Below are 24,468 nucleotides of genomic sequence, written 5' to 3'. Positions count from 1 at the left end.
TCACACGCCTCCGACTACAGGCTCACCCAACAACTCATCCTGATGAATCGCTCTGCCGTAAATCTCAGCAAACCTCTCATCAGTTGCCTCTGATACAGGACCATCGAAGACAACCTCTCCTGCCCGGAGCCCGATAATCCGGGTAGCGTATTCTCTAGCCAGATCAATAAAATGCAAATTCACAATGGTCGTAATCCCGAGTTCCATATTAATCTTCTTTAGATCATCCATAACCTGCTTGGTTGTGAGCGGATCTAGTGAAGCTACAGGTTCATCTGCGAGGATAATCTGTGCCTCCTGCGCAAGAACACGGGCAATAGCAACACGTTGCTGCTGACCTCCAGATAGCTGATCTGCACGTGTATAGGCCTTCTCGGCGATATTTACCCGATCAAGGGATTCGAAGGCTAAATCGATATCCTTTTGTGGGAATCTGCCAAGTATCGTCCGCAGTGTGGAATGATAGCCCACCCGTCCTGCCAAAACATTACGAAGCACCGTCGTACGTTTCACTAAGTTGAAGCTTTGAAAGATCATTCCGATATTCCTACGGATCATTCGTAGCCGGCTTCCTTTTGCATTCGTGATGGACTGCCCGTTAATAAGAATATTACCTTCGGAAATATCATGAAGCCGGTTAATGGAACGCAGCAAGGTCGACTTCCCTGCTCCCGAAAGACCAACAATAGCTACAAATTCTCCGGCTGGAATGGTCAGGTTAATGTTGTTTAATCCTTTGGTTCCGTTTAGATACGTTTTGGATACATTACGAAGCTCTATCATGAAATCATCCCTTTATGTGTTTTCGTATATTCGTATAAAAGAGATAGCCAGATCCGGGGGGGAATCCGGAGCTGGCTATCCTTAATGCCTGTTATACACCAACATCGTTGTATCCTTGAACGGCCTGTTCTACTCTGTTTTTACTTTACTGTTGTATTCGCGAACAATGTCAAAGTTGCTGTCTTGTGATTTCACATAACCTTCATGAGAGTAAATGTCTTTGATAATCTCATGGCCTTCTGTGTCAGCTGCGATATCAATGAATGCCTGCTGGATTTTTTCTATCCATTCTTTATTCATATCTGAACGGACCGAAATCGTATCGTTAGGAATTTTATCAGTAAAGGCGAGAACTTGAGTATCTTCAAATACTTTTGGATAATCCTTAACGACCGTGTTCCGGGCATCTTGGAAAATAGCTGCTGCATCTACGTCACCATTCAGCACAGCAAGCACGCCTTGATCATGACCTTTAACCGTAATGGCTTGTACATCCTTCAACGGATCAAGTCCTGCATCCATTAGTGTTGCAGCCGGCCATACAAAACCTGCTGAGGATGTAACGTTTTGATAGGCAATTTTTTTACCTTTCAAATCGGCAACCGATTTGATCGCAGAATCCTTCTTGACGATAATCATAGATTTATAGAAATCCGCTAATTCATCTGTTGGACCACCGGTTTCATCATTTACACCAAAACGTTGAGCCTGAAGAATAACCTCAGCTGCTCCTTTTTCTTTAGCTAACACGTAAGCAGTTGGAGGAAGGAAACCTACATCCACTTTTTTAGAGGCCATAGCTTCGATAACGGTGTTGTAATCAGTAGAGACACTTACTTCTACAGGAATACCGAGCTTGTCACCCAGTAATTTTTCAAGAGGTTTCGCTTTAGCTTCGAGCGTATCTGCATTTTGAGAAGGAACAAATTGTACAGTAAGCTTCTCTGGAACATAACCCTCTGCTACAGGAGCTGCCGTTTCCTTCGGTGCATTTGCTCCATCCGTCGATCCTTGGTTTGCATTATTTGTAGTGTTGTTAGCGCCACAACCACTAAGCAATGTAATAGACATCATTAGCGGCAATACGAATTTACTGATTTTTCTCAAACGAAAGACCTCCACTGTTTTCTATTTTTATTTTTGAGTACTTCTAAACTATAGATGTGTTTTATTAAATCAATAGCAACCAAGCATCAAATATATGTAAAATTTATTCCAATCTCTTAAAGTTACCAAATTATCTGCTAGAATGAGGTCTGAACTTATTATCAGGAGGGGCTACCTATGAATAAAGAGAATTCAATAACCTGTGAAATCCTCGTAACAAGTGATCTACATGGACATTTTGGGCCCGTCGATTACCGCACGGGGGAGAAACGACCAGCAGGCTTAGCAACAATTGCTACCCTCATTAAACAAGAAAGATCCCATATTCCTGAGCTGATCCTTATAGATAACGGTGATCTTATTCAAGGCACACCGTTAACTTATTATGCAGCTACACATTATAGTAATGAGCTGAATCCGGGCATAGCTGCACTAAATGAATTGAAATATGACGCTGCAATTATTGGCAACCATGAATTCAATTTTGGCAAAACTCTGCTGAATAAAGCCGTTCAGGATTCCTGCTTTCCTTGGTTATCAGCTGGAATTATAGATAACACGACAAATCAACCCGCCTTTGGTAAACCCTATATCATCAAATGGGTAGATAAAATCAAAGTAGCCGTTCTAGGGGTTACGACGCATTACATCCCCCACTGGGAGAACCCTAGCCATATTGAAGGGCTTCAATTTGAGGATTCGCTAGAGACTGTAAAACATTGGTGTGCCATTATACGGGCAGAAGAGCAGCCTGATCTGCTCGTTGTAGCTTACCACGGCGGATTCGAACGCGATCTAAGCAGTGGAGAACCTGTAGAAAGACTAACGGGGGAGAATCAAGCCTACGCCATGTGTACAGAGGTAGAGGGCATAGATGTGCTAATTACCGGACATCAGCACCGCTCCATAGCTGGGGAGTTGAACGGTGTTACAATCATACAACCTGGTTGTAATGGACTTTCCCTCGGTAAAATTTCGGTTATTTTCCAAAAAGAAAATACACACTGGAAGATTCAGCGTAAACATGCCGAGCTCCTTAACGCTAATGAGACAACAGCTGCAGATGAAATAATCCTAGAGCTGAGCAGTACTCTTGAATCAGAAACACAAACTTGGCTGGATGAGAGAATAGGAACGGTTATCGGGGACCTGTCTATTTCCAGTGCTGATGAATGCCGCTTAGCTGACCACCCTTTTATAGAATTTATGAATAAGGTACAAATGGAGGCTACTGGCGTAGATATTTCTACAGCAGCCTTACTCAGTAACGATTGCAAGGGTTTCAGCGAAACCATCACACGCAGAGACATTTTATCGAACTTCATTTATCCCAACACCTTAACCGTCCTAAGACTGACAGGACAAGATATTAGAGAGGCCTTAGAACAAACCGCTAACTATTTCCAACAAGACGAGAACGGAATAATAATCGTTAACCCCGCCTACATCGAGCCTAAACCGCAGCATTACAATTATGATATGTGGGAAGGAATACAATACGAGCTTGATACCGCTAGACCTGCAGGCGAAAGAGTCCTCCATCTGCTGTACCAAGGACAGCCTATAGAGGACTCTAAAGAATATGAGGTTGTTATGAACAATTATAGAGCCAGCGGTGGCGGAGATTATGAGATGTATAAGGGTAAACCGATTGTTCAAGAAATTATGATCGACATATCTGAAATTGTCACGGACTACATTGAAAAGCATGGCCAAATTGAAGCTACCTGTGACCATAATTGGAGAGTTGTTTAGGCTTTAGCGATGAACACCCCAATGTCGCTCTCTATTAGCTTCAATGCACTTCTCCAGAAGTCGATGGAGTGAACATCTAGATCCATTGTTTTTGCTACATCAACAATATTATGTTTGCTGGTATCCCTAAGGAACTGGCGATACTTAGGGGCGAACTCTTCGCCCCTCTTTAAATATTCCGCGTACAGTCCTTTAGAGAATAACAAACCAAAGGAATACGGGAAATTCAAAAATTCATTACTAGCCATAAAATATCCAGCTTTGTTCATCCACATGTACGGATGGATTGTACCCGGGTCAATGCCCTCACCATAGGCTTCCACCATACAGGCAATCATCAATTCATTTAGCTCTTGAACAGACAGCGGGCCTAATGCTCTTCTCTCATATAATTTGATCTCAAATAAATAACGGGCATAAAAGTCTACAAGATAATAACCGGCATCAGAAATACTTCTCTCCAGAATAAGCAGAGCTTCCTTCTCCGTTGAATTTGTAATTATGGCATGGTTCACTATCGTCTCACAAAAAATCGAAGCCGTTTCGGCAATCGGAATCGGGTAATCCGTATTCAGCATCGTTTCATTAGCCAGACAGGAGCTATGATAGGCATGGCCGAGCTCATGGGCAAGGATACTAATATCTATGGCATTTCCGGTGAACTGGGTCATAATTCTGCTCTCGCCAATCGGGAAAATATCAATGCAAAGTCCATACCCCCCTTTGCCTGATCTAGGTTCTGCATCAATCCATTGCTGATCAAAAGCCTTCTGAGCAAAACAAGACAGTTCCTCACTAAAGGTTGCGAAGCTCGAGAAGATTGTATCTTTGGCGTTAGCGTATGTAATTTTCCCGTTTTCTACACCGACTGGTGCAAAAATATCGTAAAAAGGCAGCTTTGCCGGATGTCCCAGCAGCTCGGCTTTCTTTTGATAATAGGTATGAAAGGCTGGCAGGCTCTCCCGAAGAGCAGTGAGCATAGCGGCTAAAGTCTCACTGTCCATTCTCGAAGCGATTAACACTTTTTCCAGAGAAGATTGATAACCCCGCATGCCATAAATCGTCAGCGCCTCACCACTAATGCCATTTAAGCTGGCTGCGCAGACCTCAGCAATACGACTACAGGCTTCTGCCTCCGCTTCATAAGCAGCTTTTCTTAAGCTGGCATTATTCTCATAAGCCATACTTCTTAGCTCCGCAAGTGTCACTTGTCTAGTTTCCCCATCTACCACTAAATCTGCAAGTGCACTTGAAGTCCTCTCCATATACAGTCTGCTCCATGCTTTGGATCCTGTACTCTGCATTTTGGCTATGGCCATTTCAAGTTCTTCGCTTAACTCATAGCGGGATTGTAACAGGAGTTCTCGCAAATAAAATTGATGCTCCATTAGATAAGGTGAGCTAACGATAAGCTCATCCATATGATCACAAGTGCTAAACCAGCGCTTAAAAGCCACAACTACCCCGATGATTTCTGAATTGGCCTCCTCAATATCATCAGCAAGATTCATGGCTTCCTCGGAGCCACGATCTGCGCTGAGTGTTAACTCTGCATAAGCTAACAAGCATACATATATGCTTTTATAATCATTATAAATTCTTAAAAAGCCCTCCACAGGCATGGTTGTAACGTCTTTTACTTTCAAATGGTGCTCAGCCCACCGCTTTAAATCTTGTATATGCTGGCTCAGTAGCTTCCGATCCCTTTTTAACTGCTCCGATTCAAAGGAAGGATATAAACTATCTAAGTTCCATGTCATATTCATCCGCAAATCTCTCCCCCTTCGATTCCTATTCTTCTAAGCATAATCCATCCTGCCAGAAAAGTGCATCGACATAATGTACTTCTTCTCTTCATACACAAAAAAAGGACCCTGCCAACGTCCGGCAGGGTCAAAGTCTATATTATAAGGGTGTTATGTGATTACTATAACCCTCTTAGCTTAAAATAATATGAATAGCAGATAAAGATTGGCTTAATCTCCGAACCCTATTGACTTAAGGTTGATGGATTCACTCTAGCCTTGTTAATCTGAATTCCCACATACACGATAAGGAACAACACCATAAACCCAGCCGAATAACGATACATTATCCCATAATCAGTTGCTGCCGAGATTGCCCCCAGAATAATGGCTCCACTGGCTACACCCAAATCCGTTGAGTTATAGAACATACTGTTGGCCATACCATATTGTGCTGGAGTTGAGGTGCGAAGCATCCAAGCCTGGATCGTTGGCTGAATAGCGCCGAAGCCAAGTCCATATAGCAGTGCAGAAACGATGAGCATTGGCATAGAGGTAGTATAAGAAAGCACAGTTAAGCTTGCAACGACGCAAACCGCCGCCGGGATTAGGACAGAAGCTGGTCCTCTTTTATCAAATAATCTGCCGGAGATAGGTCTTATAATGATGATCGTAACCGCATTAAATAAAAAGAACAAACCCACTTGCTCCAGATGAACTGATTCGCCGAATAAAGCGATAAAGCTTAGCAATCCCCCGTAGGTAATTGCCAACATGACATTTAGAATGGCAGGCAATACTAACTTTGTATTAAACGGAACCTTGAGAGGTTTGGTGGATTCGCTTTGAGTTGGGGTAGGCTTTTTTTTCGGTTGCGCTGGAAGTGAACGAGAAAATAAAAGTACTGGAAAAGCAAGAAGTAAAGTTACCATACCGATCATAGCCAGTGTTCCAAAACCTGATTGTTTCATCACATTCAAGCCAATCATTGGACCGATCGACATCGCCAGGCTGGTGGATAAACCGAAATAACCTATCCCTTCACCCATTCTTTTGCTTGGAATAATCTGTGAAACAATCGTTGGGATAATCGTGCTGGCAATCCCGAATCCAATCCCATAGCCCACACGCATCAGCAGCAGTGATCCGATAGAATCTGCTACAACATAAAGGCCGGTAATAGCGGCGGCAATTGCTAAGCCAATATATAATAATACATTGCGGCTAACCTTCCGCATCAGAAAAGCGGTCATAAAACGTGAGGCGATCGCAGTTAATGCAAAGACGCTGGTAACGAGGCTGACCATGATATCTCCGGCCTGAAATTCGCTTTTTACGTAAGACGGAAATGAAGATAACAACATCTGTAAATTCATAAATAAAAATAAAGCACTAATCGTTAAAGCAATAAAAGATTTGGTCCATAATTTCGTACGTAGTTCTTGTTGTTCTAACATAACTTGCCTTCCTACTCTCCATCTGTTATTTGATCTACATGATTGTTTATTCTTAGCAGCAATTCCATGAGCAACTCATATTCCTTACTAGAAATACAGTTCATAATCTCTTCTGTCACCTTATCTTCAATAGGAACGGTTTCCTTCACCAGAGACCTTCCTTTTTCTGTAATATAGACTTTAAAAGAACGCCGATCGTTCTCACCGGTTCTTTTATAGATCAGTCCCTTTCCTTCCAAATGATCCAGAATTCGCGTTGTAGTTGGCTTATCCTTACCAGAGCGCTTAGCAATGTCCTTCTGAATCAAACCTTCCGTTCTGTCAATATGAAAAAGGACTGACCATTGCTCCGGTGTTATATCATGTTCTTTCAGCCCACTTTGAAATAACATGCTTAATTTACGATAAGTCGTGCCCATCATAAATCCTAACGTAAGCTCGGATTGGTTATGCTTTGTTGTCATGATCGTATCCCTTCTCAATTAACACTGTTTTAATAGTTGCTTAAACAATTATATTCCTAACAACTAATTTTGTAAAGGTGAAGCAAAGCTATAAACTAACTATTATAAAGTTGCTTGACAAAGCACACTATGTGCGGTATTATTATCTCATCTTAAAGATACTTAACTTAAAGACAACCAGAGTTTACTACTCTTGAGATAAATAATTTTTAAAGGTTGTGTACTTCATGGGATTTCTAGACAAACTATTTGGTAGAACAAAAATTGAGGAGGAACAAACAATGTCAAAATTAAACATCGGTATTATTCTCGGAAGTACTCGTCAAGGTCGTTTAAGCCCGCAAGTAGGAGAATGGGTTAAAAAGATTGCGGATGCACGCGGGGATGCTAATTATGAGATCATAGATATTGCAGATTTCAAGCTTCCACTATTGGGTGAGGCTGATGCAACTGAACAAGCAACAGCATGGAACACTAAACTCGCTACACTAGACGGTTTCGTATTTATCGTACAAGAATATAACCACAGTATTTCTGCATCACTGAAAAATGCGCTCGATTATGCCCGTGAAGCTTGGAATAATAAAGCAGCAGGTATCGTAAGTTATGGTTCCGTAGGGGGCGCTCGTGCAGCTGAACATCTACGCGGAATCTTGGGAGAACTATCTGTAGCAGACGTTCGTGTACACCCTGCATTGTCACTGTTCACTGATTTCGAGAACGGAACTGTGTTTAAACCAGCGGATCTGCATCTTACCAATCTTAATGGGATGCTGGATCAAGTCTTGGCTTGGAGTGGCGCATTGAAAACTCTACGTTAAGATAACGCCTTACCCCTCTGTTATGTTATGAAGTACACCCTTTAGAATAGACATTTGATAAACCTTTGGTTTGTCCGGTCGATTCTAGAGGGTGTATTTTTTATGTGTGACGAAATGAGCACCCTGTGTAGAATCTAATCTGGTATAATCGGCGGGGATTTTAATCTACAGCAAGGAGCAATGATTATGTGGTTTATGTTTGCATTATTAACAGCCTTCGCTTGGGGAGGGGCTGACTTATTTTATAAAAAGGGGACCGATAGTCAGGATCGGTATAGCCATATTAAGATTGTCATTATCGTGGGGATAGTCATGGGTATTCACGCAACAGCTTATATGCTCATTCAAGGATTAACCTTTGATCCTATGGACTTAATCCGATATTTCCCTGTGTCTGCACTCTATATCCTGTCGATGGCAGTTGGTTATATTGGACTCAGATATATTGAGTTATCCATTGCCTCCCCCGTACAAAATTCATCTGGCGCTGTAACGACGATATTATTATTTATCTTTTTCACCCATGAGCTAGGGGCGCTTGAAATCGTTGGTGTTGCCGTTATCACCTTGGGCATTATCGGGATCGCCATCTTGGAAAAGAAAGCAGAACACCAAGCGCTTCAAAAGAGCGCCACACAGATTGATAAAAAATATCAGATTGGCGTGATCGCCATCATTTTTCCAATCCTATACTGCCTAATCGATGGACTTGGCACCTTTGCCGATGCTATTTATTTGGATGAACTTAGTCTGATTAGTGAAAAAGCAGCTCTGCTCGCGTATGAATACACCTTCTTTATATGTGCCATCTTGTCTTTTACATACCTGAAATTTTTAAAAAAGGTAAAGTTCAACCTATTTAAAGAACGGGATAAGGGCTTCGCAGCCATTCTGGAAACGACCGGACAATTCTTCTACGTATTTGCTATGTCCAGCAACGCGATTATCGCGGCACCACTTATTGCTTCATACAGCATTTTTTCCGTAATATTATCGCGAATCTTCCTCAAAGAAAAACTAAGCAAGGCACAATATGCCGTTATTATCGTTGTGATTCTAGGGATTGCTTTGTTGGGGGTTGCGGACGAGCTGTAGCTTCGGTACACAAAAAGACCTGCTAAGTAGGCTTCATTGCTTACTAGCAGGTCTATTCTATAGTTGCTTATTCCGGCCTATCTATTGTAAAAATCTCTCCAAGGGTTGCGTAATTATTTCCCGCCAAACGGCTCACAGCGTTTAGAACTCTCGGGTCAATATGCCCTTCCTGATAGATCGATTCATCGATATGGAATTGAACAATTTCGCCAATAAACAAGTCACTCCCAGGTTCTTCGCCCCCTAGAGGAATTGCTTGAACAAGCTTGCACTCCATCCGCACCTTCGCTTCCAAAACGCCAGGCACAGCTACACTTGTACTTTGAATCGGTGTAAGATTCGCCAATTCAATTTCACTTTCAGAAGCAGGTAATGTGGCTGCAGTCTGATTGATCTTCGCAACATTCTCCTCATCTACAATATGCACAACAAACTGTTGATTATCGTAAATATTACGGGCTGTATCTTTTAAACGACCTGCCGGTCTTTGAATAGCCAATGAAACCATTGGAGGATTGGACGAAACGATATTAAAATAGCTAAAAGGTGCACCATTTAAGAGACCCTCTTCTGATTGTGTTGTGACAAAGGCTATTGGCCTAGGAATAATAGTGCCAATTAATAATTTGTAATTTTCCCGTTCACTGTTGTGCTTTGGATCAATTGAAATCAATTTCCTCAGCCCCTTCTTCACTCTTTCACAAAGTCGATCGTACTTCTAACGGTATCAATAGGACGGACTAACTTCTCAATTTGCTCACGTTTAGGTTCCAAGAAAGGTGGCAAAGAAAGCTTCTCGCCAACGGTCTCATATTCCTCATCTCCCATAAATCCTGGCCCGTCAGTGGCAAGCTCAAACAATATTTGTGGTGCAACACGTGTATACAACGACTCGAAGAAGTGACGATCTACATATCCTGAAGTTTGGAATCCAAAGCCTTCAAAACGCTCTGTCCACTCGTCCAGCATCGCACGATCCTCTACACGGAAAGCAGCATGGTGAACAGTCCCTAAACCTTGGCGTGAATTCGGTAAGAACTCATTATGCTCTACAATAATTTGTGCACCGTTTCCGCCTTCGCCAACTTCAAATAAATGATACGTCTCTTCCTGAGCAATTTCTTTAAACAACATCACTTTCTCCAATACTTCTTTGAAGTAGTTGAAATCAGCAATTCGTACAAAGATCGGTCCCAAGCCAGTTATTGCATACTCCAAAGGGATAGGTCCTTTTTGCCACGGTGTACCTGATACGACACCTTTATTCAATTCATCTGAAATAAGTTGATACTGTTGATCATCGAAATCTACGAAGGATAATGTCTTTTTGCCGAATTGCTCTTTAATGCCGGTATGCTTCACTGCAAGCCGATCAAAACGCTTAACCCAGTAGTCTAATGAAGCATCTGTTGGTACCCGGAAGGATGTTTTCGCAATCTCGTTAGTTCCATGAACCCCTTTAGGGATGTTAGGAAAATCAAAGAAGGTCATATCTGTTCCGGCGCTGCCCTTATCATCTGCAAAAAACAAATGATACGTCTGAATATCATCTTGATTAACTGTTTTCTTCACTAGACGCATACCTAACACGTAAGTAAAAAACTCGTAATTTTTCTCTGCGCTGCTTGTGATGGCTGTAACGTGGTGAATCCCTTTTAAGTTTCTCATTGTTATACACTCCTAATGTTTAGTTGATTTTGACTCCTAATATAATTCCCAAGAACAAAAAGGTTTAGTTTAATTATCTTAATGTTAAGATATCACTTAAAAAAAAGATCTTTTTCTACTGTACAAGCTCTTTGGTGGATAGCATCGAGTTTTTTATCTTCACTTTAAATATCTTTAACTTAAGATAAGTTTAGCACTGAATCTGTAGGAAGTCAACGCTTTGAAGCTTTCCATATAAAAAAGGCTCCACACAAGTTCAATGAACTCGTATGAAGCCGGGATATTTTATATCATCTCATTAGGTTAAGTTATGATGCTGAGTGATGACCGCTGCTTGGCTTTGATGATCCATCTTATAACATATCAACGTAATCACACAGGCCAATATCGCCAGGATGGCAGCAGCTACAGGAAGAGAGATTAATCCTCCATGCCCGGCAACCACTCCACCGATCGCGGACCCGCCTGCAATTCCCAGGTTTGAGGCTACTGGATTCAATGAGGCAGCAAGATCCTTCGTTTTTGGTGAGAACTGCTTAGCTAAGTCAATCAAATAGAGCTGCGCAGGGGCGCTCACAATACTCGACATCATGGCTAGAGCCATTAGCACAATCATTCCTAGAATGGAAACAGATGCGGTCATACTAAAGATAACATAGACCACAGCTTGGATAAGGAACACGAATCTCAGCTTACTAACCGCATTCCCGGTCGCAACCTTGCCACCAATCCAGTTGCTGACAATCGTGGCAATTCCGTATACAAACAGCACACCGCTAACCGAGCTTTTAGGAACGTTCATGACTTGCTCCAGAATAGGCGTAATGTAAGTGTACATCACAAATACGGCTCCCACTGCCGTAACCGGAATGAGAAATGCAAGAATAATGCGGCCGTTTGTGAGCAGTCCGATCTGATCCTTGAGTGAGCTAGGCACAGGTTTCGGTAATTGGCGTGGAATATAGATATAATTTAGGACTATGGCAACTCCAGCTAATATCCCATTCAGAACAAACGCTGCTGGCCAATTAAAAAACTGCCCGACGAAAGTACCGATCGGCACACCAAAAACATTCGCAATAGCAAAACCACTCAAAATTGTAGCAATCGCTTTGCCTCTCTTCTCCTGATCAACCGCTTCATTCGCTACCGTAATGGCTACAGAAAGAACAAAGCCACATAGTATGGCAGTAACTATTCTAGTCACCAGCAGCATACTGTAAGTTCCAGTTACAGCACTCCACAAATTTAGCAGTAAAATCAATACAAGTGATACAAGAATCGTAATCCGTTTCGGAACACGGCTGCACAAGGACATCATAATTGGTGTGCCAATGGCATAAGAAATCGCGAAGCCAGATACCAATCCCCCGGCTGTCGCAAGCGTAACTCCGAGGCTTGAGGATATTTCAGAGAGTAAACCAACAATAATATACTCTGTCGTACCCAGAATAAAAGCCATAAAAGTAAACGAGAAAATCAATGCGTTCTGACGTGTTGTTTTCATGGTGCTCTCCATCCTGTTTATCTCTATTTTTATATGAACATACCTTACTCATAATACTCATTTAGACTATATTGAGCAATCCTATTTTTCATAAAAAAGAAGCTTCCCACAAGTTCAAAGAACTCATGAGAAGCTTCTAGTTTAAGCCGGTGGCAAAATAATTAAGGTAATGACTTGTTCCTCGGAATAAGATCTGGCTGTTCCAGGTCCATCCGCATCTGCTTTGAACTTAATGAGATAGGTCCCGGGTGCCGGCATCACTTTATTATGAAGTTCAAAAGCGATATCCGAAACACCTATGTTACTTCCTGTGAAAGTTAACGTATGCCCATTATTGCTAATTTGATCACTCGTCGGATGTGTCCATCCACTAATGGTATAATAGTCGTTTGTGGTAAAGGTAATGCCTTCCATCGTTACCTGAATTTCAGCATTCGTAAAGCTTTCTCCGGAGAAAAAGTCGAAGCGAATGCGCGATTGTGTAGAACCCGTTATCAGTTGTTTTGTTTTTGAACCGCCGCCTCCGTCAAAGCCATATATAGAGCTAGTAACCGTAGGTGTGGTCAGAACACCATTAACAAGCTCAATCGTAACCGCATGTACAGCGTTCTTCGTTGATTCATTATTGGATGAATCCTTAGCGGTAATCACGAAACGATACGTTCCTGCGTTCAGATCCCCAATATTGGCCGCACTCACAGCTCCGTCTGCTGCACTAGTGCCTAATGCGAGGGCTGTTCCTAATTCGTCGGCATCTACTTCACCGTTCTCATTCGCATCCGTCCACAGGTAGGCTTGTACCGCTGCTCCTTGCTCCCCGATGGCTCCCGCTAACCCGCGAAGCTGATCTTGTGTCCCGTTGTAGTTGTCGATCGCTTCGAACTTAGTTGCGTCCACTACTGGTGCACTCGTATCCGGAACTTCGTTTTTGCTTAAGGTCACCGTAACCGCATGGGCAGCGTTCTTCGCTGATTCATTATTGGATGAATCCTTAGCGGTAATCACGAAACGATACGTTCCTGCGTTCAGATCCCCAATATCGGCCGCACTCACAGATCCGTCTGCTGCACTAGTGCCTAATGCGAGGGCTGTTCCTAACTCATCGGCATCTACTTCACCGTTCTCATTCGCATCCGTCCACAGGTAGGCTTGTACCGCTGCTCCTTGCTCGCCAATAGCTCCCGCTAACCCGCGAAGCTGATCTTGTGTCCCGTTGTAGTTGTCGATCGCCTCGAACTTGGCTGCGTCCACTACCGGTGCACTCGTATCCGGAACTTCGTTTTTGCTTAAGGTCACCGTAACGGCATGGGCAGCGTTCTTCGCTGATTCATTATTGGATGAATCCTTAGCGGTAATCACGAAACGATACGTTCCTGCGTTCAGATCCCCAATATCGGCCGCACTCACAGATCCGTCTGCTTCACTGGTGCCTAATGCGATGGCTGTTCCTAACTCATCGGCATCTACTTCACCGTTCTCATTCGCATCCGTCCACAGGTAGGCTTGTACTGCTGCTCCTTGCTCGCCGATGGCTCCCGCTAACCCGCCAAGCTGATCTTGTGTCCCGTTGTAGTTATCGATCGCCTCGAACTTAGTTGCGTCCACTACTGGTGCACTCGTATCCGGAACTTCGTTTTTGCTTAAGGTCACCGTAACCGCATGTGCAGCGTTCTTCGCTGATTCATTATTGGATGAATCCTTAGCGGTAATCACGAAACGATACGTTCCTGCGTTCAGATCCCCAATATTGGCCGCACTCACAGATCCGTCTGCTTCGCTGGTGCCTAATGCGATGGCTGTTCCTAACTCATCGGCATCTACTTCACCGTTCTCATTCGCATCCGTCCACAGGTAGGCTTGTACCGCTGCTCCTTGCTCGCCAATGGCTCCCGCTAACCCGCGAAGCTGATCTTGTGTCCCGTTGTAGTTATCGATCGCCTCGAACTTGGTACTTTCAACCATAGGTGCATTTGTATCTGAATTGCTGCTATGCTCACTTTGCGAAGAGGAAGACCCTCCAACAACAGGAGTAGGCACTGTTACCGGCTCTTTACTCGGTTGAGCAGTTGGGGTGGAGGCGGGCTGCTCAGTGTTTCCGTTCTCCTTAAACTTCAGAAACTTAGAGGCTACTAGAGCTACGGCCTGACGATCTACTTTGGCATCAGGATTAAAAAAATTATTATATCCGGTAATCAATCCATATTCCACAGCAGCAGCTATAAAATCTTTGGAATAATCAGCAATTTGGCTACTATCAGCAAATTGCAAAGTTCCAGCTTTACCCGTAGGATTGACTCCCAATGCTCTCACGAACATGACGACCATATCCTGACGTGATAAATTTTGCCCCGTACCGAAAAGATTACTGCCTGTACCCTTAATCAATCCGGCTTTGACAGCTGCCTCTACATAGCTGTATGCGTAGTTGCTTGTGGGAACGTCCAGAAAGGTTGGCAGTGCAGGAGGGTTTGAAACATCCAGCTTTAATGTCTTTGCTAAAATAATTGCAAAATCCTGCCTTGTAATATTCGACGTAGGATAGAACTTACTCTCTCCGACACCAGTCACTATCCCCTGATCGAATAGCTCAACAATCGCTTTCTTTGCATATGAGCCATCAATATCAATAAAGGAAGCCGCTGCCGATCCTTTGGTCGGCATAATGATAGGGCTTGATAATACAGCAGCAGCCAATATAGAGCTTATCCATTGCTTTTTGTTCACTTGCTTATCCCCCTGTTCTTTGGATGCGTTATGTCGTTTGTCTATAATCGATTCGTTAACACGATTCGACTTTATATTACAAACTTTTCATCTACAGGATTATAACAAGTATCAATAAACAGATTATAAACAAATAGCCATGGATGAACATTCTCATATCATTGATTCTGTGCATCAAACGAAAAAAAATGATACTATGTATGATGGGTATAGGACTTTGCTATCCTTATATCGTTTTTATATATTACAACAAGAGGAGATAATATGAGTAACGAACAAAACTTTTGGCTTGATTTACCGAAGCCGTTTTTTATATTAGCGCCCATGGAAGATGTCACAGATGTTGTATTTCGGCACGTCGTTAGTGAAGCTGCAAAACCCGACGTATTTTTCACAGAATTCACAAATACAGAAAGCTATTGTCACCCTGTAGGAAAAGACAGTGTACGTGGTCGATTAACGTTCACAGAAGATGAGCAACCGATTGTCGCTCATATTTGGGGTGATAAACCCGTATTTTTTGAACAGATGAGCATTGATATGAAAAAACTTGGTTTTCGTGGTATCGATTTAAACATGGGGTGCCCAGCACAAAACGTCGCATCGAATGGAAAAGGTGCTGGATTAATAAAACATCCTGAAGTTGCAGCAGAAATTATTCAAGCAGCAAAAGCAGGTGGATTGCCAGTTAGTGTTAAAACAAGATTAGGATACTCTGATATTGACGAGTGGCGCGATTGGCTAGGACATATATTGAAACAAGATATTGCGAACCTTTCCATTCACCTTCGTACAAAAAAAGAGATGAGTAAAGTAGAGGCACACTGGGAACTAATCCCTGAAATAAAAAAATTACGCGATGAAATTGCTCCAAATACGTTGTTAACTATTAATGGAGATATTCCTGACCGCGCAACAGGATTAAAATTAGTAGAACAATACGGCGTTGATGGAGTCATGATTGGCCGCGGCATTTTCACCAATCCATTTGCTTTTGAAAAAGAACCTAAAGAACACAGCGCGAAGGATTTTCTCAATTTACTTCTTTTACAGTTGGATCTTCACGATAAATATTCAAATGAACTCGAGCCACGTTTATTTAAACCACTTCTTCGCTTTTTCAAAATCTATGTTCGTGGATTTAGAGGCGCAGGCGAACTAAGAAATCAATTAATGGATACAAGATCAACAGATGAAGTACGTCGTTTAGTAAAAACTGTTTTAGAGCAAGAATTAGATTAAATTATACCCACAAAAAAATGAGAGACCTCTCAAAAGTTCAATGAACTTATGAAAGGTCTCTCATTTTTGTACTATGTGGTCAAATGGTGTTTCCTCTCAAGGAAACTCATCATCGAATTGCTTCGATAATGATTTCCTTACATCATGCCGCCCATTCCACCCATGCCGCCCATATCAGGCATGCCGCCGCCTTTTTCAGGCTCAGGCTTGTCAGCGATAACTGCTTCAGTAGTCAAGAACATAGCCGCTACGGATGCAGCATTTTGCAGCGCGGAACGAGTTACTTTAGCAGGGTCAACGATACCCGCTTCGAACATGTTCACCCATTCACCAGTAGCAGCGTTGTAGCCGATACCTACTTCTTCTTTTTTCAAGCGGTCCACAATTACGGAACCTTCTTGACCAGCGTTAGCTGCGATGGTGCGAATTGGCTCTTCCAACGCGCGAAGCACGATGTTAACGCCTGTTTTCTCGTCGCCAGTTACGTCTACAGCAGCAACAGCGTTATATACGTTCACAAGAGCTGTACCCCCACCGGATACGATACCTTCTTCAACCGCTGCGCGAGTTGCGTTCAGGGCATCTTCGATGCGAAGTTTGCGCTCTTTAAGTTCAGTTTCAGTTGCAGCGCCAACTTTGACAACGGCTACGCCGCCAGCCAATTTAGCCAGACGCTCTTGCAATTTCTCTTTGTCGAACTCGGAAGTTGTTTCTTCCAGTTGAGCACGGATTTGGCTTACGCGTGCATTGATGTCCGCTTTGTCGCCGCTTCCGTCTACGATTGTTGTGTTTTCTTTAGTTACGCGTACTTGACGTGCGTTACCCAGTTGTTCAATGGAAGTGCTCTTCAGATCAAGACCGAGCTTCTCAGTGATCACTTGGCCACCAGTCAGGGCAGCGATATCTTGCAGCATAGCTTCACGACGGTCGCCAAAGCCAGGAGCTTTAACAGCAACAGCGTTGAATGTTCCACGCAGTTTGTTCACGATCAGCATAGCTTGTGCTTCGCCTTCGATATCTTCAGCGATAATAACAAGCGGTCTAGCTTGTTGAACGATTTTTTCAAGCAATGGAAGAATTTCTTGAGTGCTGCTGATTTTTTTATCAGTGATCAAGATGTATGGATTCTCCAAAACAGCTTCCATTTTGTCTGTATCAGTAATCATGTATGGGGAAATGTAACCACGGTCGAATTGCATACCTTCTACTACTTCAAGCTCAGTAGCGAATCCACGGGATTCTTCAACAGTGATAACACCGTCTTTACCTACTTTTTCCATAGCTTCAGCGATCAATTGACCTACTTCATCGTCAGCAGCAGAGATAGCAGCCACTTGAGCGATAGCTTGGGAATCTTCGATAGGCTTAGCGATTTTTTGCAATTCTTCAACAGCTGCACGAACCGCTTTGTCGATACCTTTACGGATAACCATTGGGTTAGCACCAGCAGTTACGTTCTTCAGACCTTCGCGGATCATAGCTTGAGCCAGAACCGTTGCAGTTGTAGTACCGTCACCGGCTACATCATTAGTCTTAGTAGCAACTTCTTTAACCAGTTGAGCACCCATGTTCTCGAATGCATCTTCAAGTTCGATTTCTTTAGCGATCGTTACACCATCGTTAGTGATGAGTGGGCTACCAAATTTCTTCTCAAGCACCACGTTGCGGCCTTTTGGTCCAAGTGTAACTTTTACCGCGTTTGCCAGAGCATCTACACCACGAAGCATAGAACGGCGAGCTTCTTCACTGAATTTAATTTCTTTAGCCATTGTGTAATTACCTCCTAGAATTTTTTGTATATCATATTACTTTAAGTAGTTTAGATTTAGCTTATGATCGACTCTTGCTTAGTCAAGAATCGCGTGAATGTCGCTTTCTTTCATAATCAAATATTCTTTACCTTCATATTTGATTTCTGTTCCTGCATATTTTGAGAAAAGAACACGGTCGCCTTCTTTAACTTCAAGTGCTACACGTACTCCATCTTTCAAAGCTCCGCTACCTACTGCAATAATAGTTCCTTCTTGTGGCTTTTCTTTCGAGGAGTCCGGAAGCACAATCCCGAATGAAGTTGTTTCCTCCTGCTCGCTCGGTAGCACCAATACGCGTTCACCTAATGGTTTGATCATGAAAAAATAGCCTCCTTTAAAATTATGTTATTTTGCTTCAAAACATAGTTTAGAACTTACCGGTCAAGCTTAGAATGCTGTGATGTTCTTGAAAAATATCAATGGAACCCTGCTAATCTCCAGCCCATCTCCTATTTTTCAAGAGCGTTAGCACTCAACAGCGTGCAGTGCTAACAACAATTTTTATGATACTCAACTTGAGCCCGGATTTCAAGTCTTTTTACACAAATTCGTATTAGTTTTCGCAAAAAAATACGTTTCAATGCTTGTCCAAGCACACACTCTATTACATTGTATCCACGGGTTTTGAAAATATGCGTAGGATTCCAGCGCTTTCCTCTCACCCCTTATAGATATGAACGTTGCTAGAATGGTTAGACCTTTGCAACTAATGATCCTGATCGATCGATAACAATTACTTACTAAGTGTATTCAATCCAACTAATGAAATCAACTTATAGCAAAAAAGCTGCCACATTCGTAGAAAATCTACTTAGCGGCAGCCTCTCTCCTCACTCCTGCTTCTGAACATACCGTTCATCCCGTGCCGCGTCCGCAGCAAGTTGCTTGCGATAGACAAATGCAGATAAAAATACACTGAACTCATACAAAATGAGCAGTGGAATCGTCACCAGAAAGTCTGAGATAAAATCCGGGGGCGTGATAACTACAGCAATAAAAACAAGCGTGAAATAGGCGTACCGACGCATTTTACGCAAGCGTAGCGGGTTGAGTACTCTTAGTTTGGTCAGAAACATCACCAGCAATGGAAGTTCAAACAGCAATGCCAGCGGCAATACCAGGCTGAACATGAAGTTAAAATACTGTGCAATCCCGTAGGTCTCTTCCAGTCCCATGCTTCTGGTAATTGAGATCGTGAACGAGAGTGCCATTGGAAAAACAATATAATAAGCAAAAGAAAGACCGATAAGGAAAAGAACAAACACATAGGGAACATAACGAAGTGTCGCACTTCGCTCCTCCGGCCGCAGGCCCGGACTGATAAATGCCCACAGCTGGTAGGCAATAAACGGGACAGAAATCACTAGCGAAACGGCCATCGCGATCTTCATGTACATCCCAATGCCATCCCAGAATGAGAATGCATGCAGAACAAAACCTTGCGCCAGGTCCGTGCTAATCAAATAATCGTAAATGGGCTTTGCACAAAATAAACCGCCAATTAATCCAAGGACAAATACGACTAACACATAAATAATCCGTTTGCGCAGCTCGGTGAGATGATCCACCACCGACATTTCTTCCGATTTCAGAGACATCCAGACACCATCCCATGACAAGAGTAAAAAAGATAACACTAACTTTCTTCAAAGCAGTGTCCGTTGCTGCGGAAAGCAAAGAAAAAGGGGCGTCTCCTCAAGTCTAGTAGACTCCTGAGAATGCCCCATTGAAAGATCTTCTATTATTCCGGCAGGCGTTTGTCCTGAGGAATATCTGCAGCGACCGTTTGCGGGGCCGTCGGCACAGGAGCTTCGCTCTTCTTCACCGGTTCATTATCCCCGATGATTTCACGCGCGCCTTCCTTAAATTCACGGAAGGTTCGTCCAACTGCACGGCCTAGCTCTGGCAGTTTATTTGGGCCAAAGAGCAGAAGTGCCAGTATGACCAACAAAATAATACCAGGAGTACCAATTCCACTAAACATTATTATTCCTCCTTGTCCACCTGTCCGTTCATGGTATCGTTTACTTTAATTTAATAATACCATAACTTATGTCACAGTTACATCCACTTTCTTCTATAAATAGATTATCATTGTGACGTGACAAGAAGATGACAAAGGGTTATTGGCGGTATTGGCCAGTTACCATGAGCAGTGCTTCCGGTAATTGATCCATAATAGCTGCCAGATTCTCATGAACACCCTTCGGCGTTCCAGGTAAATTGACAATCAACGTGCGACCGCGAATGCCGCATATCCCACGAAAAAGCATAGCTGCACGGTTTTTTTGCATCACTGTGCTTCGCATAGCTTCTGAGAGCCCAGGCACTTCCCGTTCTACCACTCGCCGAGTAGCATCCGGGGTCACATCACGAATCGCCAGATCTGTGCCTCCGGTGGTCAGTACCAAATCTGCCTGAAAATAGTCCGTCAGTTCAATCAAGGCTGCGATAATCTCATCTTGTTCATCGGGAACGATTCGATATTCAATGATCTCGCCACCTAGTTCCTCTTCCACCAGCTCCCGAATAACCTGGGCGCTCGTGTCTTCCCGTTCGCCCCTGGCCCCTTTATCACTGGCCGTTAGGATTGCTGTCTTCCACGCCATAGGTTTGTCCTTCCTCTCTATATGTATAGTTGGCTGTACAGTTCAGCCTGCTCGCATCAGCGCTTCGAACAAAAGCAGCTGATACTTATTCGAGCGCATAATCTCCGTTCTTGCCCCCGCTCTTAGATACCAGAAGCGTCGGTCCGATAATCATATCCTTCTGAATAGCCTTACACATGTCGTACACCGTTAGTGCTGAGGCAGAAACAGCGGTTAAGGCTTCCATCTCTACTCCGGTTTTTCCTGTAGTACGGACTGTTGCTTCTATATAAAGTTCATCTTCGCTGTTATCGGAGAAGCTGATATCAATACCGGTAAGTGGCAGCGGGTGGCACATCGGAATCCAGTCTGACGTCTTCTTAGCCGCCATAATCCCGGCGATCTGTGCAACAGCAAGGACATCACCTTTGCTGATCTTGCCACTCTTAATGGCGCTCAGCGTTCCAGCAGCCATCTTGATCATACTCCGCGCGACAGCTGTCCGCTTCGTAATCTCCTTCTCACTCACATCCACCATACGAGCTCTTCCCTGCTCGTTGAAATGGGTCAATTCCATGGCTCACTCTCCTTTTCGGCAGTGCACTATACCATTTTCAGTAATCAGCATGTCCATTAAAGCATCATGCTCATCCATCGGCACCCTTGGAACCAACTGCATGCCGTAAGCTAACCCGATCCATATCGGGGGCTGTGCGCTAACGTACCCGGCTTTCTCCCAAGACGCACGTAGCCGGTCATAGTATCCTCGACCGTAGCCAAGCCTGCCGCCTTGAAGATCAAATGCTAGCCCTGGTACGAACACAACAGCAGGTAGCTTAATCTCTTCAATCTCTAATAAATCTCTGCTGGAGACAATAGGTTCATGGATACCATAAGCCCCCGGCTCTAAATCGCTCCATGCATTCACCGCGTGGACACTCATTTCACCGCTTGCTGGAATTACACGCGGCAACAGCACCTTACGCTGATCTTTCCACGCCTGTGTGATAAGTGGGCGGGTATCAAGCTCTGAACGAAAAGACACATAGGCCATTAGTGAAGTTATACCCTTCGTCTCCAGCCACTCCAATGCATAGTGGCAGACTTCAGATGATAGTTTACTTCTCTGGTCCGAAGACAGCTCGTTTCGGGCGATGGTCTTCTCGGTTCGTAATTGTTGCTTTACTTTGGAGATCTCCGACTCCTTGCTGGACATTGTCGGCCTCCCCCTCTTATTCATCCCTAGCTTATCCTTGTTTGTAAATCCAGTTTACCACTCTTCTCCCCGGTTCGCCAAGGTGGATAGAACTGTGTTATCGGACTAGGTCGTTATTCCCTCCTTACATTAGATCGAACCCTCGCTTGGGAAACGCTTTTCATGTAAACTATAGAATAAGTTGTTCATACGGCTGAGGGATAAATACCAAGGCGAAATATGCAAGGGTGGAGGTTTCATCGTTATGCTTCTTCAAGCGACAGGAATTACTAAATCATATGGTATACAGAACGTACTGGATGGCATAAGCCTACAGGTAAATGAAAAGGAACGTGTCGGGCTAGTGGGTGTGAATGGTGCCGGCAAATCAACTTTTCTACAAATTCTGGCCGGTGAGATGTCTTATGACAGCGGTCAAATTCATAAATCAAAAGAAACAACAATCGGATATTTAGCTCAGAATAGCGGACTGCAATCTGACAAAACCATTCATGAAGAAATGATGGCGGTCTTCGCTCCGCTGATCGAAGCCGAAACTGAGCTGAGAGAGTTAGAAGTAAGTATTGCTGATCCTAAGCTCGCGGAAGACCCCAAGCGGTACGAAGAACTGCTTGAACGATATGCGCGGCGCTCGGATTGGTTCAAGGACCACGGCGGCTATGAAATGAATACACGGATTCGCAGTGTCCTACACGGCATGGGCTTCAGTGATTTCCCACCAGATACACCCATTTCTACCCTTAGTGGAGGCCAAAAAACCCGGCTCGCGCTGGCCCGTATTTTGCTTCAGGCTCCAGATCTTCTGATGCTGGATGAGCCTACTAACCATCTGGATATCGAAACGTTAACGTGGCTGGAGGATTACCTCCGCAGCTATGCTGGCGGGATTCTGGTTGTATCCCATGACCGTTATTTCCTAGACCGTCTCGTGACCACTATTGTAGAGATCGAGCGGCACCAGTCCCGGCGTTATACGGGTAACTACAGTCGTTATGTAGATTTGAAGGCTGCCGAATATGAAGCACGGATGAAGCAATATGAGAAGCAACAGGATGAAATTTCTCGAATGGAGGATTTCGTTCAGAAAAATATTGTCCGGGCTTCCACCACAAAACGTGCGCAGAGCAGACGCAAAGCGCTTGAGAAGATGGATCGTCTAGATCGTCCAATGGGCGATCTGAAGAAGGCTAGCTTCTCCTTTGAGCCAGACTTCATGTCTGGAAAAGAGGTGCTTCAAGTGCGCAATGTTGCGGTTGCCTTTAATGAAGGTTCACCTTTATTCAAGGACGCTTCTTTTGAGCTTCGTCGTGGGGAGACTGCTGCCCTGATCGGTCCCAATGGTATCGGTAAATCCACACTGCTGCAGTGTATGACCGGAACCCGTGAGCCTTCTGCTGGAACGGTGAATTGGGGCACTAAAGTAAAAATTGCTTATTATGATCAGGAACAGACCCGCCTTAATCCACAAAATACGGTTATGGAAGAACTGTGGAGTGAATATCCAATGATCGAGGAAGCCAGAATTCGTACGATCCTTGGTAATTTCCTTTTTAGCGGAGAGGATGTTCTTAAGAAGATTTCCGCACTCAGCGGCGGCGAAAAAGCTCGGGTTTCCTTATCTAAACTAATGCTCCGCGGTGCAAATATGCTAATTCTCGATGAACCTACCAACCATTTGGATCTGGTCAGCCGTGAGGTTCTGGAATCTGCTTTAATTGATTTCGAAGGCACCCTGCTGTTCATCTCCCATGACCGTTATTTTTTGAACAAAATGGCGGAACGGGTACTGGAGCTGCATCCCGAAGGGATCGACCAATACCTCGGCAACTACGATGACTATGTCGAGAAGAAACGAGAATTAGAAGAGATTGCAAAAGATGCCGCTGAACTAGCTACTAAAAACGTCAATAAGGACGCTGCTGTACCTGAAAAAAGCGCTGTAACCTCTTTTGAAGCAGACAAGCAGGCTAAGCGTGAAGAGCGTAACCGCAAACGGCGTATCGCAGAGCTTGAGGAGAACATCGCCTCACTTGAAGAATCAATCGTATTTATAGAGCATGAAATGACTAAACCTGAAGTTTATCAGGATTATTTAGCACTTCAAGGTTATGAAGAGGACCTGAAGAACAAAAAATCTCAGCTGACAGATTTCTTTAGCGAATGGGAAATCCTTGCTGACGAATAATGTAAATCCTCCTTATAAATATTTTTTCATCGTTCTAGATTTGTTCATAAATAGTTATCCACAGCTCTATACACAGGTTTCGTGTATAACTCCCTACTTCAAAAGACCCTTCGGGGTCTTTTTTATGCGTTAAATCGGTATTTTCAAGGAAAAGGAATTATTATCCACGGATCTATCCACATTATCCACAATTCTCACAGTGTTTCATTGCCAACAAAATTGTTTATTAGAGCATTTTGAAAAAAGCCGTTATTGCTGATTTTACGCACTTTTTACACAACTCAGGCAGAATATGTGGAT

Annotated in this window: 21 protein-coding genes; 5 read left to right on the top strand and 16 right to left on the bottom strand. The window is 43.6% G+C overall.

Annotated elements, in window-relative coordinates:
• The gene (phnC, locus tag MHH46_RS05305) at positions 1–783 is read right to left on the bottom strand and encodes a phosphonate ABC transporter ATP-binding protein (RefSeq protein WP_076130622.1); all 783 of its coding nucleotides are present in this window, start codon (positions 781–783) and stop codon (positions 1–3) included.
• Positions 784–912: 129 nt separating this feature from the next.
• Positions 913–1,890: a phosphate/phosphite/phosphonate ABC transporter substrate-binding protein gene (locus tag MHH46_RS05300; RefSeq protein WP_038568963.1), complete on the bottom strand. Its 978-nt coding sequence runs from the start codon at positions 1,888–1,890 to the stop codon at positions 913–915.
• 177 nt (positions 1,891–2,067) lie between these two features.
• On the opposite strand from MHH46_RS05300, the gene MHH46_RS05295 reads away from it, so the two are divergent.
• Positions 2,068–3,645, top strand: a complete 1,578-nt coding sequence (locus MHH46_RS05295) for a bifunctional UDP-sugar hydrolase/5'-nucleotidase (RefSeq protein WP_076130621.1) — start codon at positions 2,068–2,070, stop codon at positions 3,643–3,645.
• Here MHH46_RS05295 and MHH46_RS05290 read toward each other — a convergent pair.
• From MHH46_RS05290 to MHH46_RS05280, 3 genes are all read right to left on the bottom strand, one after another.
• On the bottom strand, positions 3,642–5,411 hold the full coding sequence (locus MHH46_RS05290; RefSeq protein ID WP_076130620.1) for a M3 family oligoendopeptidase: 1,770 nt from the start codon (positions 5,409–5,411) through the stop codon (positions 3,642–3,644). The two genes, MHH46_RS05295 and MHH46_RS05290, sit on opposite strands and share 4 nt — an antisense overlap.
• Before the next feature lie 224 nt (positions 5,412–5,635).
• A complete protein-coding gene (locus MHH46_RS05285) occupies positions 5,636–6,847 on the bottom strand; it encodes an MFS transporter (protein WP_076130619.1) in 1,212 nt (403 codons plus the stop codon).
• Between the two features lie 11 nt (positions 6,848–6,858).
• On the bottom strand, positions 6,859–7,311 hold the full coding sequence (locus MHH46_RS05280) for a MarR family winged helix-turn-helix transcriptional regulator (protein ID WP_036676493.1): 453 nt from the start codon (positions 7,309–7,311) through the stop codon (positions 6,859–6,861).
• 281 nt (positions 7,312–7,592) lie between these two features.
• On the opposite strand from MHH46_RS05280, the gene MHH46_RS05275 reads away from it, so the two are divergent.
• Both MHH46_RS05275 and MHH46_RS05270 read left to right on the top strand, forming a co-directional pair.
• A complete protein-coding gene (locus MHH46_RS05275; protein WP_036676495.1) occupies positions 7,593–8,132 on the top strand; it encodes an NADPH-dependent FMN reductase in 540 nt (179 codons plus the stop codon).
• Positions 8,133–8,318: 186 nt separating this feature from the next.
• Positions 8,319–9,227, top strand: coding sequence for an EamA family transporter (locus MHH46_RS05270; RefSeq protein ID WP_076130618.1), 909 nt, complete (start codon positions 8,319–8,321; stop codon positions 9,225–9,227).
• Positions 9,228–9,294: 67 nt separating this feature from the next.
• Here MHH46_RS05270 and MHH46_RS05265 read toward each other — a convergent pair whose 3' ends face one another.
• The 4 genes from MHH46_RS05265 to MHH46_RS05250 form a co-directional block, all read right to left on the bottom strand.
• A complete protein-coding gene (locus MHH46_RS05265; RefSeq protein WP_038568951.1) occupies positions 9,295–9,900 on the bottom strand; it encodes a flavin reductase family protein in 606 nt (201 codons plus the stop codon).
• A 17-nt stretch (positions 9,901–9,917) separates the two neighbouring features.
• On the bottom strand, positions 9,918–10,895 hold the full coding sequence (locus tag MHH46_RS05260; protein WP_076130617.1) for a ring-cleaving dioxygenase: 978 nt from the start codon (positions 10,893–10,895) through the stop codon (positions 9,918–9,920).
• A gap of 298 nt (positions 10,896–11,193) precedes the next feature.
• On the bottom strand, positions 11,194–12,402 hold the full coding sequence (locus MHH46_RS05255; protein WP_036676501.1) for an MFS transporter: 1,209 nt from the start codon (positions 12,400–12,402) through the stop codon (positions 11,194–11,196).
• A gap of 141 nt (positions 12,403–12,543) precedes the next feature.
• Positions 12,544–15,126: an S-layer homology domain-containing protein gene (locus MHH46_RS05250; RefSeq protein WP_405132575.1), complete on the bottom strand. Its 2,583-nt coding sequence runs from the start codon at positions 15,124–15,126 to the stop codon at positions 12,544–12,546.
• Positions 15,127–15,390: 264 nt separating this feature from the next.
• Here MHH46_RS05250 and MHH46_RS05245 point away from each other — a divergent pair, with 264 nt between their 5' ends.
• On the top strand, positions 15,391–16,368 hold the full coding sequence (locus MHH46_RS05245) for a tRNA-dihydrouridine synthase (RefSeq protein ID WP_076129221.1): 978 nt from the start codon (positions 15,391–15,393) through the stop codon (positions 16,366–16,368).
• A 137-nt stretch (positions 16,369–16,505) separates the two neighbouring features.
• On the opposite strand, the gene groL is transcribed toward MHH46_RS05245, so the two are convergent.
• From groL to MHH46_RS05210, 7 genes are all read right to left on the bottom strand, one after another.
• A complete protein-coding gene (gene groL / locus MHH46_RS05240) occupies positions 16,506–18,137 on the bottom strand; it encodes a chaperonin GroEL (protein WP_076129222.1) in 1,632 nt (543 codons plus the stop codon).
• Between the two features lie 78 nt (positions 18,138–18,215).
• Positions 18,216–18,497 carry a co-chaperone GroES gene (gene groES, locus MHH46_RS05235; RefSeq protein ID WP_036676506.1) on the bottom strand — a complete coding sequence of 94 codons (282 nt, stop codon included), beginning with the start codon at positions 18,495–18,497 and terminating at the stop codon, positions 18,216–18,218.
• A 512-nt stretch (positions 18,498–19,009) separates the two neighbouring features.
• Positions 19,010–19,777: a twin-arginine translocase subunit TatC gene (gene tatC / locus MHH46_RS05230; protein ID WP_076129223.1), complete on the bottom strand. Its 768-nt coding sequence runs from the start codon at positions 19,775–19,777 to the stop codon at positions 19,010–19,012.
• Positions 19,778–19,920: 143 nt separating this feature from the next.
• Positions 19,921–20,163: a twin-arginine translocase TatA/TatE family subunit gene (locus MHH46_RS05225; protein ID WP_036676510.1), complete on the bottom strand. Its 243-nt coding sequence runs from the start codon at positions 20,161–20,163 to the stop codon at positions 19,921–19,923.
• 139 nt (positions 20,164–20,302) lie between these two features.
• On the bottom strand, positions 20,303–20,788 hold the full coding sequence (locus MHH46_RS05220; RefSeq protein WP_036676512.1) for a molybdenum cofactor biosynthesis protein B: 486 nt from the start codon (positions 20,786–20,788) through the stop codon (positions 20,303–20,305).
• Positions 20,789–20,873: 85 nt separating this feature from the next.
• Positions 20,874–21,344, bottom strand: a complete 471-nt coding sequence (gene moaC / locus MHH46_RS05215; RefSeq protein WP_076129224.1) for a cyclic pyranopterin monophosphate synthase MoaC — start codon at positions 21,342–21,344, stop codon at positions 20,874–20,876.
• Between the two features lie 3 nt (positions 21,345–21,347).
• Complete coding sequence (locus MHH46_RS05210; RefSeq protein ID WP_076129225.1) at positions 21,348–21,983, bottom strand: 5-formyltetrahydrofolate cyclo-ligase; 636 nt, start codon at positions 21,981–21,983, stop codon at positions 21,348–21,350.
• A 244-nt stretch (positions 21,984–22,227) separates the two neighbouring features.
• Here MHH46_RS05210 and MHH46_RS05205 point away from each other — a divergent pair, with 244 nt between their 5' ends.
• Complete coding sequence (locus MHH46_RS05205) at positions 22,228–24,168, top strand: ABC-F family ATP-binding cassette domain-containing protein (protein ID WP_076129226.1); 1,941 nt, start codon at positions 22,228–22,230, stop codon at positions 24,166–24,168.
• Positions 24,169–24,468 lie beyond the last annotated feature (300 nt).

The organism is Paenibacillus sp. FSL H8-0175, assembly GCF_045040615.1.
GTDB lineage: Bacteria > Bacillota > Bacilli > Paenibacillales > Paenibacillaceae > Paenibacillus_AQ > Paenibacillus_AQ odorifer.
Note: the sequence above shows the minus strand (reverse complement) of the source record. Positions and strands in the feature narration are given on the sequence as shown.